Source organism: Neobacillus camarae, assembly GCF_054950115.1.
In genome coordinates, this window is the sequence record NZ_JBUCKX010000001.1 from 45038 (window position 1) to 57347 (window position 12310).

General features: G+C 42.0%; 11 protein-coding genes and 1 riboswitch. Of the genes, 5 read left to right on the plus strand and 6 right to left on the minus strand.

Going from position 1 to position 12310, the window contains the following annotated elements:
* Window positions 1-261 precede the first annotated feature (261 nt).
* From ACY8D0_RS00195 to ACY8D0_RS00210, 4 genes are all read right to left on the minus strand, one after another.
* On the minus strand, window positions 262-1320 hold the full coding sequence (locus ACY8D0_RS00195) for a Gfo/Idh/MocA family protein (RefSeq protein ID WP_462409905.1): 1059 nt from the start codon (window positions 1318-1320) through the stop codon (window positions 262-264).
* Window positions 1321-1495: 175 nt separating this feature from the next.
* Window positions 1496-2662, minus strand: coding sequence for a solute carrier family 23 protein (locus tag ACY8D0_RS00200; protein ID WP_462408507.1), 1167 nt, complete (start codon window positions 2660-2662; stop codon window positions 1496-1498).
* Window positions 2663-2985: 323 nt separating this feature from the next.
* Window positions 2986-4113: a carboxynorspermidine decarboxylase gene (nspC, locus tag ACY8D0_RS00205; protein ID WP_462408508.1), complete on the minus strand. Its 1128-nt coding sequence runs from the start codon at window positions 4111-4113 to the stop codon at window positions 2986-2988.
* A 1-nt stretch (window position 4114) separates the two neighbouring features.
* Window positions 4115-5314: a saccharopine dehydrogenase family protein gene (locus ACY8D0_RS00210; protein ID WP_462408509.1), complete on the minus strand. Its 1200-nt coding sequence runs from the start codon at window positions 5312-5314 to the stop codon at window positions 4115-4117.
* Window positions 5315-6190: 876 nt separating this feature from the next.
* On the opposite strand from ACY8D0_RS00210, the gene ACY8D0_RS00215 reads away from it, so the two are divergent.
* Both ACY8D0_RS00215 and ACY8D0_RS00220 read left to right on the plus strand, forming a co-directional pair.
* On the plus strand, window positions 6191-6400 hold the full coding sequence (locus tag ACY8D0_RS00215; RefSeq protein WP_462408510.1) for an FUSC family protein: 210 nt from the start codon (window positions 6191-6193) through the stop codon (window positions 6398-6400).
* The gene (locus tag ACY8D0_RS00220) at window positions 6373-6606 is read left to right on the plus strand and encodes a hypothetical protein (protein WP_462408511.1); all 234 of its coding nucleotides are present in this window, start codon (window positions 6373-6375) and stop codon (window positions 6604-6606) included. Before ACY8D0_RS00215 ends, ACY8D0_RS00220 begins: the two co-directional genes overlap by 28 nt.
* A 16-nt stretch (window positions 6607-6622) precedes the next feature.
* On the opposite strand, the gene ACY8D0_RS00225 is transcribed toward ACY8D0_RS00220, so the two are convergent.
* Together ACY8D0_RS00225 and ACY8D0_RS00230 are read right to left on the minus strand one after the other, a co-directional pair.
* Window positions 6623-8065 carry a PH domain-containing protein gene (locus ACY8D0_RS00225; RefSeq protein ID WP_462408512.1) on the minus strand — a complete coding sequence of 481 codons (1443 nt, stop codon included), beginning with the start codon at window positions 8063-8065 and terminating at the stop codon, window positions 6623-6625.
* Entirely contained in the window at window positions 8062-8580 is a 519-nt protein-coding gene (locus ACY8D0_RS00230) for a PH domain-containing protein (RefSeq protein ID WP_462408513.1), read from the minus strand. The genes ACY8D0_RS00225 and ACY8D0_RS00230 overlap by 4 nt, the downstream gene beginning before the upstream one ends.
* A 371-nt stretch (window positions 8581-8951) precedes the next feature.
* Here ACY8D0_RS00230 and ACY8D0_RS00235 point away from each other — a divergent pair, with 371 nt between their 5' ends.
* The 3 genes from ACY8D0_RS00235 to ACY8D0_RS00245 all read left to right on the plus strand — a co-directional run bounded on the left by ACY8D0_RS00235 (window position 8952) and on the right by ACY8D0_RS00245 (window position 12206).
* Window positions 8952-9644: a hypothetical protein gene (locus tag ACY8D0_RS00235; protein ID WP_462408514.1), complete on the plus strand. Its 693-nt coding sequence runs from the start codon at window positions 8952-8954 to the stop codon at window positions 9642-9644.
* 96 nt (window positions 9645-9740) lie between these two features.
* Window positions 9741-10652, plus strand: a complete 912-nt coding sequence (locus tag ACY8D0_RS00240; protein ID WP_462408515.1) for an HD-GYP domain-containing protein — start codon at window positions 9741-9743, stop codon at window positions 10650-10652.
* A gap of 112 nt (window positions 10653-10764) precedes the next feature.
* Window positions 10765-10843, plus strand: a riboswitch (ZMP/ZTP riboswitch).
* Window positions 10844-11006: 163 nt separating this feature from the next.
* The gene (locus ACY8D0_RS00245) at window positions 11007-12206 is read left to right on the plus strand and encodes a phosphoglycerate dehydrogenase (protein ID WP_462409906.1); all 1200 of its coding nucleotides are present in this window, start codon (window positions 11007-11009) and stop codon (window positions 12204-12206) included.
* The last annotated feature ends 104 nt before the right edge of the window (window positions 12207-12310 follow it).

Below are 12310 nucleotides of genomic sequence, written 5' to 3' on the forward strand. Positions count from 1 at the left end.
ATTAACGACTGAAGAACGGAAAAAGGCTTAGGAACGGTAGGTAATCGAGCTGATTAACGACTGAAGGAAAGAAAAAAGGGTCGGAACGGTCCGCCAATAAGACTTATGAACGACTGTAGGAGCGAAAAAGGAGGGAGAACGGTAGGTAATACAACTTTATTAACAACTCAAGAATATAAAACAGTGTCGGAACAGTAGCCAATAAAGCTAGAAGGGGGGGAGGATCATTTAGTGTAGAACGGAATGAATCCTCTCCATGGATTATTCAGCCCAAGGCTGTCGAGCTGTCTTTACGATTTCGCCAGTACCAATGGCTTTTTCCATCATGAGACCAAGATAATGATCCTGTGAGGCCTCAGGCAGACTATAAAAACTTGGTCCGCCCGCGGCATATTCAGCCATTTTCACTAAACACGAAGCGATAGCGATTTCGTCATCATAGAGCCGGGCAGGGATAAACGGATTCCGGTACACCCACCGTTCACCAGCCAAGATTCCTTCTAAATAATGGCCCTCCAGGTTTTCTTCTTCTCCCTTGTCAATCCGCTTCAAATCAAGGTAAAGAGGCGTTGAAAAATCATCCAATACCGACAACCGGTTATCAAAAAGCTCCCCACGGTCGCCGCGGACAGACAAATGATTGGAACGGATCCAAGAACGGTGCTGATCCTTGGTAAAATCATAGATTCCCAGCTTGCCGCCAAAATCAAGCCAAGCTAGATCCCGCTCAGCGTTTATCAGTTTTTCTTCCTTCGGCGGGCCGCTGCGGTCCGGACCCGCCACAATTGGCGCTTCGAATCTCATTCCTCTAATGACGGCATCCTCAAAACCAATCCCGAGCATTTTTCGAATCAAGCTTACACCATGATAAAAATGGGAAATCGAAACGGTGGCTTGTGTCACATTCCCCAACCTTCCGGACTGAATGACCGAAAGCCTTGCCTGGTGCAAGGGCTGCAGGTGATATTGTTCAGCGACCTGTATTTTAGCGCCTTTACAGGTAAGCTGCTCATGAAGCTGAATTAATTCCTTTATGGAAGGGGCAGGTGGCGTTTCTGCCAATACGGGAATTCCAAGCTTGCCCAACCGGAGCAAATAATCCGGTGCTGCAGGCTTGCTGACTGCTACTACGGCAAAATCAGGTTCTTCTTTTTCTAAAAGCTGTTCCAAACTTCGGTATGTCGCAACATGGTACTTTTCTTCAAGCCCGCTTCCTTTATGTACGTCCCTGACTACCATTCCTGAAACACGAAAGAAGTCAGGTAGAGCTTGGGCGATTCTTAAGTAATACTGAGCCCGGAAACCAGCGCCGCCAATCATGCAAAAAGAAATCAATTGTGATACCTCCTTGAGCTTTCATCGTGATGCTCCCATTATAAAGCTAATTCACTTTACCTTCTACGATAAAAAAATAATCCCCCTTGAAGGAGGATTATTTTGAGCCCAATCGCTTTAATTAACGGGAACACAAGTCATGCTGAGGAAAGTCTTTTTTCTAATTTTTCTTTACGGTAAAATCTGGGACCAGCCAATAAATGAGCAAGCCGGCAAGGGTGGCGTAAGCGATCCCCGTATTCGCCCATCCCACACCAATGATGAAGATAATGGCAACGATGATTAAATTTTTCATATTAGCCAAATTCACTTTTTCCTCCACCATGTGACGGATCCCCATTGCGGCAATCATGCCAAACAACAGGATACAAATGCCGCCCATCACGGCAGTTGGAATAGAATGGATAGCTGCTCCAACTTTACCGAATAAGCCAAGGATAATGGCAATAACAGCTGCCCCTTGTATGATCCTGCTGGAGAACTGGCGTGTGACAGCAAGAACCCCAAGGTTTTCGGCGTAAGTGGTTTGAGCAGGTCCGCCAAGGAAGCCAGAAACAAATGTGGCGATGCCATTTCCCAAAAGGATTTTTGAAAATCCGGGATTCTTTGTCACATCTCTTTCGATAATTTCATTTAGCACGAACATATGGCCTAAGTCCTCGATGATGGTAACCAGGGCAATTGGAGCCATCCCCAGGATGACGGCCCAGGTAAACTCAGGAGCGACAAAATGAGGAAGAGCAAAGGACGGTGCGGCAGCGATTCCTCCAAAATCAACAAATCCTCGTACCGCTGCATAAAGATATCCAACGATAAGCCCGATGATAATCGGCAATAGGCGGATGACCTTTGTGCCGGCAAGCGTGGCGATAACCGCTGCAAGAAGACTGATAATCGCGACATCCCAATGGGTGGAAGCCATGGCAGTCACGGCGGTGGTTGCCAGCGAAAGACCAATGATGCTTACAACCGGTCCGACGACAACCGGCGGAATGACTTTCCGGACTTTCTCAAAACCGACAAATGTAATAATTAATGAGACGATGGCATAAACAATAGAAACGCTGATAAGGCCTGCGACGGCTTGGCCTGGTGAATGCTGTTTCTGCACATAAAGTGCAAGCGGAGCAATAAAGGCAAACGAGGAACCGAGATACGTAGGAACTTTTCCGCGTGTAATCAAATGAAAAATCAAGGTTCCTAAACCACTTGCGACAAGTGCACTCCCTGGGTCAAGACCAGTGAGTGCAGGCACTAAAACGGTCGCACCAAACATTGCGAACAAATGCTGTACGGATAACGGAATGGCCCGTAAAACTTGTTTCATAGGTATTTCCCCCCATTCGTTTTTTATTTTTTCATTTTCACTATATGAGATGTTTTGTGCTTTTAGACATGGGTCGGACTTATCGCTTTTTCTTATTTGCTATTCATTAGTGGAATTTGTGGGAGCAGGTGCAGAAGCAGAAATTAGGAGCAACAGTGTCATTTTTTCATTAGAATAAAAAGTTGAAAGAATGTTATGGCAAAAAAATATATTTATTTTGAGATTAATATATAGAAAAATGCTCAGAGTCTTTATACCCTGAGCATTATTTATAGATTTTATGTGTAATGTTGCATGTTCATTTTTTGTGCAGATGCTAAACCTTATGCCAATCTCATCTTGAAATCCTGATAGCCGAACTGGTGAACTACTTCACAGTCTCCGTCTTTATGCTTCACAGCAATCGCCGGTAATGGCATGCCGTTAAACGTAGTGTTTTTGACCATCGTGTAAATCGCCATATCGCCAAAAACTAACCGGTCGCCAAGCTGTAATGGCTGGTCGAACGAATAGTCACCGATGACATCCCCAGTCAAACAGGTCTGTCCGCCAAGACGGTATGTGTATGGTTTTTCACCAACTTCACCAGATCCAAAGAGCGGTGGGCGGTAAGGCATTTCTAGCACATCCGGCATATGGCAGGAAGCAGAGGTGTCAAGAATGGCGATATCCATGCTGTTTTCTATGGTATCTAGAACGGTGGTTACTAGATAGCCAGCATTTAGAGCAACTGCTTCGCCTGGTTCAAGATATACTTCCAAGCCGTATTTCTCTTGCATTCTTTTAATGCAAGCTTCTAGGCGTGGAATATCATAATCTTCTCTAGTAATATGGTGTCCGCCGCCGAAGTTGATCCATTCCATTTGGGAGAGATAAGGGCCAAACTTTTCTTCCACCGCATTTAGAGTCGTCTCTAAGTCGTCAGAGTTTTGCTGACAAAGGGTGTGGAAGTGCAGGCCTGTGACACCATCAAGCAATTCCGGACGGAAATGCTCGATGGTAACACCAAATCTGGAACCCGGTGAACATGGGTCATAAATGGCATGGCCGATTTGGGTGGAACATTGCGGGTTGATGCGCAAGCCCACTTTTTTACCAGCCTGAAGCACTTTATCTTTAAATTTTTCCAACTGGGTGTTGGAGTTAAAAATGATGTGATCGCAAATGGAGATAATTTCGTCCATTTCTTCTGCCCGATAGGCAGCGGAAAAGCAGTGATTTTCTTTGCCCATCTCTTCATAGCCTAACCGAGCCTCATATAGGCCGCTCGCAGTTGTGCCGCTTAAATATTCCCCAATGAGAGGGTACAGTGAAAACATGGAAAATGCTTTTTGGGCCAATACAATTTTTGCGCCTGTACGCTGCATGACACCGTTCAGGACTTTAAGATTTTTTTCCAAAAGTTCTTCATCGACTACATAACATGGTGTTGGCAGTTCTTCAAATCTCATCTTAGTCCACTAGCTCTGGGTCAAAGCTTTCCTTCCATGGTAGTCCCCATTTGTTTAATGCGTCCATAAATGGGTCTGGATCAAACTCTTCAATATTGTAAACGCCCTTGTAATCCCATTTTCCAGTCATTAACATCATGGCGCCAATCATCGCAGGAACGCCAGTTGTGTAAGAAACGGCTTGAGAACCAACTTCTCTGTAGCACTCTTCATGGTCACAAACGTTGTATACATAGTAAACTTTATCTTTTCCATCTTTTTTGCCGCGGAAGATACAACCGATGTTGGTTTTCCCTTTTGTGCGCGGTCCAAGTGTAGCAGGGTCTGGCAGAACAGCTTTCAAGAATTGAAGCGGAATGATTTGTTTCCCTTCGAATTCGATTGGCTCGATGGAAGTCATGCCGACATTTTCCAGACATTTTAGGTGTGTCAGGTAGCTTTGGCCAAATGTCATGAAGAAACGGATGCGCTTAAGTCCTGGAATGTTTTTCGAAAGAGATTCAAGCTCTTCGTGGTACAGCAAGTACATATCTTTTTCGCCGACTTCATCGAAGTTATAAACGCGCTTGATTTCCATTGGCTCTGTTTCAATCCATTCGCCGTTTTCCCAATAACGTCCGTTAGCGGAAACTTCACGGATATTGATTTCAGGGTTGAAGTTGGTGGCAAATGGATAGCCATGGTCGCCGCCGTTACAGTCAAGGATATCGATGTATTCAATTTCATCGAAGTGATGTTTTAGGGCATAAGCAGAGAATACGCCTGTTACACCTGGGTCAAAGCCGCTGCCAAGAAGGGCAGTGATGCCAGCTTCACGGAATTTCTCTTGGTATTCCCATTGCCATTTATATTCAAATTTAGCCGTATCTTCTGGCTCATAGTTAGCTGTATCTAAGTAGTTTGTTTTTGTGGCAAGGCATGCGTCCATGATGGTTAAATCTTGGTAGGGCAATGCCAAGTTCATAACGATATCCGGTTTTACTTCATTGATTAAAGCAATTAGTTCTTCTACATTATTTGCATCCACTTGTGCAGTGGTAATTTTTGTTTTTCCGCCATCTAATTTAGCTTTTAAATCATCACATTTGGATTTTGTACGGCTGGCGATACAAATCTCTTCAAATACCTCACTGTTTTGAACACATTTATGGATGGCTACTTGAGCCACGCCGCCACAACCAATAATAAGTGCTTTCCCCATTCTCCTATCTCCTAACCTAATAGATTTTGTAAAACGAGAGGAATAAGTGTGATACCCTCTAGAATCTTTTAAAAACAACAAAAAAGCAAGTGAAGACGATCGCATCATAGCGCACCACACTTGCTTTGGATATAGTCATCATATTAAAAAAGCCATAAAATACCCATGACAAAGCCATTAGAATACGTTAAAGACGTCATGGCGGAAGCTCTTTAATATTCAAAATATATCATTTGATCAGAGTCTATATAGCAAATAATCACTTTTACCACTCTTATTGACCGTTTCACAAGTTGTGTGCATATGCACTGGTTGTAAAGTAACCAACTTATAAAATTTGAGCTTTTAACTCAATCAATAAGGCAACTAAAGTTGCCAATCGGCATTTGACCCGGCTGTCCGTATGGCCTTGACTTCCTTTAGGAAGTGGTCAAAATTATCTGCTGGAAAGACTCACGATATACTTAAATATTAGCTTTCCAATTAAATACTCATTTATAGTATCAGCATATAATTAAAATAGCAATAGAAAAAATAAATTTTTACATTTTTCGACTGACACACGAAATCAACTATAGGCAGTGGAAGATAGAAAAATGGCTCTATGTTGGGTTTCAGACTGGTTGAAAAAAAGACAAAAAATCCATATGGTAAATTTTAGTGGTGGTTAATGTGTTTGGTTGGGAAGGTTCTTCTGTCATAAGAAATGATATTAAGGAAAGTTGGTTTATGTGCAAGGAAATTTAATATTGGGTGATTCAAAAGGAAAGAATAATAAGGAAAGAATGATTATTGGAGTAGAAATGGAAAAAAATAAAGAAGGAAATACCTGATCGCTTATCTCTTTTAATTTGGAAATTGTCGGTGGGTTTTGCATTGGCCTGGGAAATATCAAAACTCTTTGGTTCCAGCCATCCTTACTTAGCTCCGCTTTCCGTCATCTTGACAATCCAATCCACAATGGATAAAACGGTCAGTTTATCCATTAAACGGTTCATTGGTACAGTTATTGGCATATCGGTCGCTGTGTTAATAGCCTCTTATTTGAAAGTAAACGGATGGAACTTGGGGTTATTAATTTACTAGGCGGTTATATAGCGAAGTACTTGAAATTGGACAAAAAGGTCCTTCATCAAGTGGCCCTCACGATTCTTTTTGTATTTGTATTCGAACACCAAACGAAGCATTATGCCATAGACAGAATGAGAGACACACTAATAGGTGTCTTGACCGCGGGTATCATTCAGTTGGGCTGGTCCCGTTTCGTATCCCGAAAACAAGACGGACGATAAATCCGCCATGTGCTCATCACATGGCGGATTTTTGGTGGTACCAATTATAAAAAATAGCCGCTTCCTCATTGGAAATCCCGTAAAGTTTGCTTACATATAGCGGTTTTGCTTTATTGGAAAAAAGGATCGTGGCGACACCGAACTTGCGCTCAAGCCATGAATGTTGGACGGTAATCTGCTGAATTCGGTTCCTGTGGGTGACAAATGTTTCATTGGTAAAGCCGCCTTTGCGAATTTGGATCGTGCTGCCTGAGCGGATATAACTGGTAAACCAGTAGTCGAGTACACGATCGAGAACGGAAGGAACGAAAACAAGTGCTGCGACCCAAAGCCATTCTTTTTTAAAAATAAATAATCCTATAATAGCCAATATAGTCAAATAATAGGGTTGGAGGAGCTTGAGCCATAACACTTTGATTGGAAAGCGCTCCATCCTTTCCTCGATTCGGTAACCAGGAAGCAAAGTTTGTAAAATCCGGTATGCCTCATGCTTGGGCATAAACGGATAAAGTGAGCTGGTTTCTTGGTCCTTTTCCTCTTCCAAACTCCCAGCGCTAATCAATTTTATGGAGACCATCCCGAGCATCCGCTTCAAAATCGACTGTTTCACCACGATAGCTTGTACTCTATGTTTCGGAATGGAAAAATGGATAACATTCCCTGCGCCTTTTTCAATATAAATCCGCTTCTTGTCATCGCTGATCACATAGTTCCCATACTTGATGGTGGTTTTGATAAAACCAATGATAAAAGATAAAACGAGAGTCGGGAAAAGGAGAACAATGAGCATCCACCAATGAATGAACAAGTAATCCATGGCGTTTTCTGCCGTTTCTTCAATTTTAAAGTAGTCAGCCAGATTAAAATAAGCGGCCGTTACCATCGGAAAAAGGGCCAAAAAGCTTAAAGAAGTAAAGGATGCCTTCATCAAATCCTTTTTGGTCGAGCGAAAATGAACCGTTCGGTCAGAGGGATTTTCCATGTGGTTCTCATCCGCCGAAGTGCTTAATGGTTGTTTCCCTTCCAAGTGAAACAGAATCCGCATTTTCTCTTCCTCGGTGATGACGGGAAAATGAAAGGAGGACTTTTCACCGCTTATTCCCGTTTCAAGCGTGAGGGAAGTCAGGCCAAACCAGCGGTGCACAAAGGTGGTATTGGATTTTTGATTATGGATCCGGTTGAAAGTCACACTGCGCTGCCCTTTTACAAATACACCCTCGCGGAGGACAATGGTGTCCGCGCTGATTTCATACTGGTGAAAGAACCATTTTAAAATGCTCCAAATCACGGATAAAATCACAGCCAAGAAGAACAGATAACGTCCCCAAATCACCCAAGTCGAACCGGAAGAGGCCTTGAACACGAATAAAAAAAGAAAGATGGCAGATGACCCTTTGATAAAGGATACAATATCGATGGCTATTATAGCAGGGTGGTACCTTTTCACTCCAGGGTTCACGAACCTTTTTCTCCTTCCGCTGCGTCTTTGTCTTTCATTTTGGCATAAACCGCAATTTGTGCTCTTAATGTATTGGCCTCTTCAGAGGGAATGGCAGGAATGGTATGGACTGAAGTAGTGGTGCCGACTTCAAGACTGTATAAATCATAACGCCGCAAAACTGGTCCTTGTTTGGAACGGACGTATTCCACTTTTTCCATTGGAATTAAGGTATGTTTCTCAGACAATCTTCCATGTTTTATTTGAACAAATTGTGGGTCAATACGATAGCGCCAAGTACGCTGCAAATACACAGGTTCTACGCCAATGGAATAGATGGCGGATGAAATGGTGATTGCGCCAATTATATAAAGGATCGTGCTAATCCATTCATACCAGTCAAACTTCCCGGAGCAGAGTAGTAAAACAAACGTGAATAGCAGCGCGGTGACATGCCCGATGGTATTGGTAATTCTCCAGACTTTTACGGAATTTGCTGAAATTTTTTCCGATGGTTCCTCTATGTGCAAGTACAATTCTTTTCACCTCAACTATCCCATACGAGATTACTTCTCCAATTGTTTCATTCTCTATGATTATAGCTTTTCGTACTTTGAGCATTCTTATTGCATTAGATCGATATACTCAACAGTAAATCATCATAATCTAACAAGTAACGCAAATTAATGATACCATTTTCCAATGTTTGATAAAATATTCAAAAACGACAAAATATTACAAAAACCACTATAGTCTTAGGAATTTCTTCCTTGTATAATAATGGTAGATTGGTACATAGGTCTTATTGCCAATGAAAGGAAAGTGGGGAAAACCATATTGGAAAAGACACTTTCTTTTATTGGGCCATTTTTCGGTTATTTTTGTAAAAAAAGGAGGAAAGAAAAGGATGAAAAAAGGATTGTGGATTTTATTTCTGACGGCCTTATTATTATGTATTGGAACACCGGCATTTGCAGCGGAGAATAAGGATGCACAAGAAGCATTAGAATTAATTGAAAAGACCAACACGGAGATTGATGCAAAAATTGAGAAGGCAGTGGAAAAGGCAGATTCTCTACAAGCTGATTATCTTCGAGATATTCGTAGAATAGAAGCAGGAGATCAAATCGTGAAGTTAGAGGAAGAACAAGGTAAGGTACTAACAGAATTAGATGGTGCGGCTAACGATGCTGGAAAGGTTGAGAAGTTAAACCAGAAGTTGAGTGATATAAATGCAAAACTCGCACAGGAAAATGCGAAAATAGATGCAAAAATAGCAGATATCGAGCAGGAAATTGATGGAGTAACTACTCAAATGGTTACCACAAACAATAAAGATTCACAAAAGTTGAATGATAAACTAACGAAGCTTCAAGCGAAGCTAGATGAAAAGACTGCTAAATCTCAGGAAAAAACACAAAAATTTACGGAGGACCTTAATAAAGTCATTACGGATGTATACAATGAAACACTAAAAATGTCACAAGGTGCCATTAAAAAGGCAGCGGAGAAGGGTGTACAGGCTGAATGCAGCTGGGAGCTTGTCCGGTTTGCCGATAAGTGGGTATGGATTGATCCGATAAGGGTAGTCGGTTGTTAATAGGTATTTGTAACTGACAATTCAGAATAATATGTTGTACAATAAAAACGAGTTCTGTACTAAGGGCTCGTTTTTATTGTACAAAGGTGGGATACTATGGGAGGATTCACGATCGGAAAAAAGGGCGTTTTTTTAGAAACAGTAAGCTTTGAGAATAATCTAGAATTGAGTTTAATTTCTCGTGGAGATGGTGTTGAAATTATTCAACAGACGATTGAAGAGGGGAAATTATTTTACGTGTATCCCAGTGAGAGTGCGAGCGCTCTTGAGTTCTATTATATATTATCGGGCCAAGTCATATGTGAACTGGATAATGAAAATCATACTTTAGGTCCTGAGGACTACTTTTCTGCAAGAGGCCTTCAGCAGCCAATTTATTTTACCGCCCTATCGAAAGTTACCTTACTGTGTGTCTTTACCGAACAAACCTTTGTCCATATTAGTAAAGATATTTCCGCACTAAAGGAGATTACCAAACAAGTTGAACTAAAGGATCGATATACATACAAACATAGTGACCGAGTCGCTGAATACTCGGTAAAAATAGCAAAGAAGTTAAAACTGGGCAAGGAACAATTGGAGAATCTGGCGGTAGCGGCAGTACTGCATGATATTGGGAAAATCCATGTTCCCGGTGAAGTTTTAAATAAACCAGGAAGACTAACAGATGAAGAATTTGAGATTATTAAGAAGCATCCTGTAGATGGAGCTGAAATGGTTAAGGACTCATTTTATAAGGAACTGGCCCCTGTTATCGAGCAACATCATGAAAGGATAAACGGAAGCGGATATCCTCATGGGCTAGCTGGAGAGGATATCCTTTTGGAAGCTAAAATCATCGCTGTTAGTGACACATTTGATGCAATGACGGAAGACCGAGCCTACCGCAAAGCATTTAAAGAACAAATAGCGATTGATGAGTTAAAAAGACTGGCGGGATCCCATTATGATAAAGACGTTGTCGAAGCTTTTGAACAAATTTTAAAGGAGGAAGGAAGAATCTCTTAATCCATCACACCTTCACAAAATGATGTAAATGGTTACACTGGATTTGCACAAAATAGGAAACTTTTATAGATTGAAAGTTAATAGAAAATTTGTTAAACTAAGAAAAATGAAAAAGGCTATGTGTGACTGGCGAACGCGGATAAACCGTGAGGGAGCACATAGTGTCGTTGCCGTTCGCCTGGGCAGAGGTAAGGGAACTATTCCCCTTGCCTCTTTATGTTTAATGGGAGGGGATAGTCCATACGGCTTTCAAGTATGTATGGGGTGTAAGCTTTCAGAAATCTTTGTAGGTGTAGGAATTTGGTAATGTTTGTGAAAATTATAACTATCTTCAATTAAAAGAGGGATCGAATGATGAGTACACTAATTGCAGACAAAGTGAAAACCATTAAACCATTAAACAACATCGCGGAAAGCGGGCTAAAGGTATTTGACCAAGAGCACTATGTCATTGATAACAACTGTGAAGATCCGGATGCCATTGTCGTTCGCAGCTTCAATATGCATTCCTTGGACTTCGGTGCGAATTTAAAAGCCATCGCTCGGGCGGGCGCGGGTGTCAATAATATTCCAGTCGACAAATGCACGGAAAAGGGAATCGTCGTATTCAATACACCTGGTGCTAATGCCAATGCCGTAAAAGAAATCGTGTTAACCTCATTAATGGCATCTTCCCGTAATCTGTATGACGGAGTGGCATGGACCAAAACATTAGTGGATGAAGGGGACCAGGTTCCCAAGTTAGTCGAATCAGGAAAGAAACAATTTGTGGGCAAAGAAATCAAAGGGAAAACGCTTGGCGTCATCGGACTGGGTGCAATCGGTGCGCTTGTGGCGAACGATGCGCTTGACTTGGATATGGAAGTAATCGGGTTCGATCCGTTTATATCCGTGGATACGGCATGGAAATTGTCCCGCAACGTAAAGCGGGCCATGACAATCGAGCAATTGTTTGCCGAGTCCGATTATATTACTGTCCATGTGCCGTTTACCAAAGATACAGGTGGAATGTTCAACAAAGAAACCTTCAGCATCATGAAGGACGACGTTTATATCTTGAATTTCTCCCGCGGTGAGCTAGTCAATGAAGAAGATATGGCGGAGGCACTTGAAAACGGAAAAGTCGGCAAATATATTACGGACTTCCCGAACGAAAAAGTATTGAAAATGAAAAATACCATCTGCACCCCGCATCTTGGTGCATCAACGGAAGAATCAGAGGAAAACTGCGCCATCATGGCAGCGCGTGAGGTGAAGGATTTTCTTGAAACAGGAAACATCCAAAACTCCGTCAATTTTCCAAATGCGGCACTTCCGTTTACAGGAAAACGCCGTGTTACGGCCTTCCACCACAACGTTCCAAACATGGTTGGCCAGATTACTTCTGCGATCTCGAGCTATCATTTAAACATTGCGGACATGGTGAACAGAAGCCGCGGCGGCTATGCTTACACGATGATTGATATCGATGAAAAAGTAAACGGCGAAACCATTCCCGGCTTGCTGGCAAAAATCAACCAAATCGATGGCATTGTGAAAGTGCGAGTGATTTAACTAGTTCTAACATAATAGGTTTTTAAAAAAAGAAGGGGCTGCCCTTCTTTTTTTTATGGAAAAATAAATCTCGTTCCTGTCAAAGGGATTGCACAATCTTTCCA

What these genes read in the sequence shown, in the direction of transcription:
- nspC (WP_462408508.1), bottom strand. Translation starts at nt 4,113, where the DNA reads ATGAGATTTGAAGAACTGCCAACACCATGTTATGTAGTCGATGAAGAA.
- ACY8D0_RS00200 (WP_462408507.1), bottom strand. Translation starts at nt 2,662, where the DNA reads ATGAAACAAGTTTTACGGGCCATTCCGTTATCCGTACAGCATTTGTTC.
- ACY8D0_RS00240 (WP_462408515.1), top strand. Translation starts at nt 9,741, where the DNA reads ATGGGAGGATTCACGATCGGAAAAAAGGGCGTTTTTTTAGAAACAGTA.
- ACY8D0_RS00195 (WP_462409905.1), bottom strand. Translation starts at nt 1,320, where the DNA reads ATGATTGGCGGCGCTGGTTTCCGGGCTCAGTATTACTTAAGAATCGCC.
- ACY8D0_RS00210 (WP_462408509.1), bottom strand. Translation starts at nt 5,314, where the DNA reads ATGGGGAAAGCACTTATTATTGGTTGTGGCGGCGTGGCTCAAGTAGCC.
- ACY8D0_RS00235 (WP_462408514.1), top strand. Translation starts at nt 8,952, where the DNA reads ATGAAAAAAGGATTGTGGATTTTATTTCTGACGGCCTTATTATTATGT.
- ACY8D0_RS00245 (WP_462409906.1), top strand. Translation starts at nt 11,007, where the DNA reads ATGAGTACACTAATTGCAGACAAAGTGAAAACCATTAAACCATTAAAC.
- ACY8D0_RS00220 (WP_462408511.1), top strand. Translation starts at nt 6,373, where the DNA reads ATGGAACTTGGGGTTATTAATTTACTAGGCGGTTATATAGCGAAGTAC.